At 40.3% G+C, this 1,247-nt stretch carries 1 protein-coding gene; it reads left to right on the forward strand.

What is annotated here, in order from left to right; all coding sequences use genetic code 11:
- Nucleotides 1-187 precede the first annotated feature (187 nt).
- Nucleotides 188-1,219, forward strand: coding sequence for an alcohol dehydrogenase AdhP (gene adhP / locus ACY3FQ_RS18515; protein WP_005028484.1), 1,032 nt, complete (start codon nt 188-190; stop codon nt 1,217-1,219).
- Nucleotides 1,220-1,247 lie beyond the last annotated feature (28 nt).

Below are 1,247 nucleotides of genomic sequence, written 5' to 3' on the forward strand. Positions count from 1 at the left end.
TTTTATTTAAAAAAAGATTTAAAATGAGCTAATCTGAGATTATTCACATAAAACCTACCAAATACCTACCAAATACCTACCAAATACCTACCCAAAATACTTTAGGTTATTAATGAGAATGATGATTAAGTTAAGTTAATTGAAAACTGTCAATATTCTTGATCAATTCAATAATAAGGAAAATAACATGGGAAGCACAATGAAAGCTGCTGTTGTCACAGCATTTAATCAACCCTTAGAAATCCAAGAGGTCGCTATTCCAAAAGTCAGTGCTGGTAAAGTACTGGTCAAAGTGATTGCAACAGGTGTATGCCATACCGATCTTCATGCCATGCATGGTGACTGGCCGATTAAACCAACTGTTCCATTTATTCCTGGGCATGAAGGTGTTGGTGAAGTGATAGAAATTGGCGAAGGAATTTCACATCTCAAAGTGGGGGATAAAGTTGGAATTCCATGGCTATATTCAGCTTGTGGGCATTGTGATCATTGTTATGCGGGCTGGGAAACTTTGTGTAAAGAACAGCAAAACTCAGGCTACTCCGTCAATGGCAGCTTTGCGGAGTATTGCCTTGCTGATGGTGATTATGTCGGTGTAATTCCAGAAGGTGTAGATTTATTGGAAATTGCACCAATTTTATGTGCTGGCGTAACTGTCTATAAAGGTCTAAAAATGACAGAAGCCAAGACGGGGAATTGGGTCGCAATTTCAGGAATTGGTGGTTTAGGACATGTTGCGGTGCAATATGCTAAAACAATGGGCTTCAATGTTGTCGCAATTGATGTGGATGATTCCAAACTTGATTTGGCAAAAGAACTGGGTGCAGATGTTGCAATTAATGCGCTCAAAGTGAATGTCAAAGATGAGGTGATTAAAGCCACAGGAGATGGCTGTCATGGTGTGTTGGTGACGGCAGTTTCTCCGAAAGCCTTTGAGCAGGCGGTTGCTATTGTGCGTCGTGGCGGTACGATGGTGCTTAATGGCTTACCTCCAGGTAAGTTTGATCTGTCTATTTTTGATATGGTATTAGATGGCATTACTGTACGCGGTTCGATTGTTGGAACACGTCTAGATTTGAAAGAAGCTCTGGATATTGCAGCGCGTGGTAAAGTGAAGGCACATATCAGTGTTGAGCCACTCGAAAATATTAATGATATTTTTGAGCGCATGGAACATGGCAAAATTGATGGTCGTATTGTGATTGATTTAGCGCTTTAAGCCATAAAAAAAACAGGGTAAGCGGATT

The organism is Acinetobacter sp. AB03, assembly GCF_058107045.1.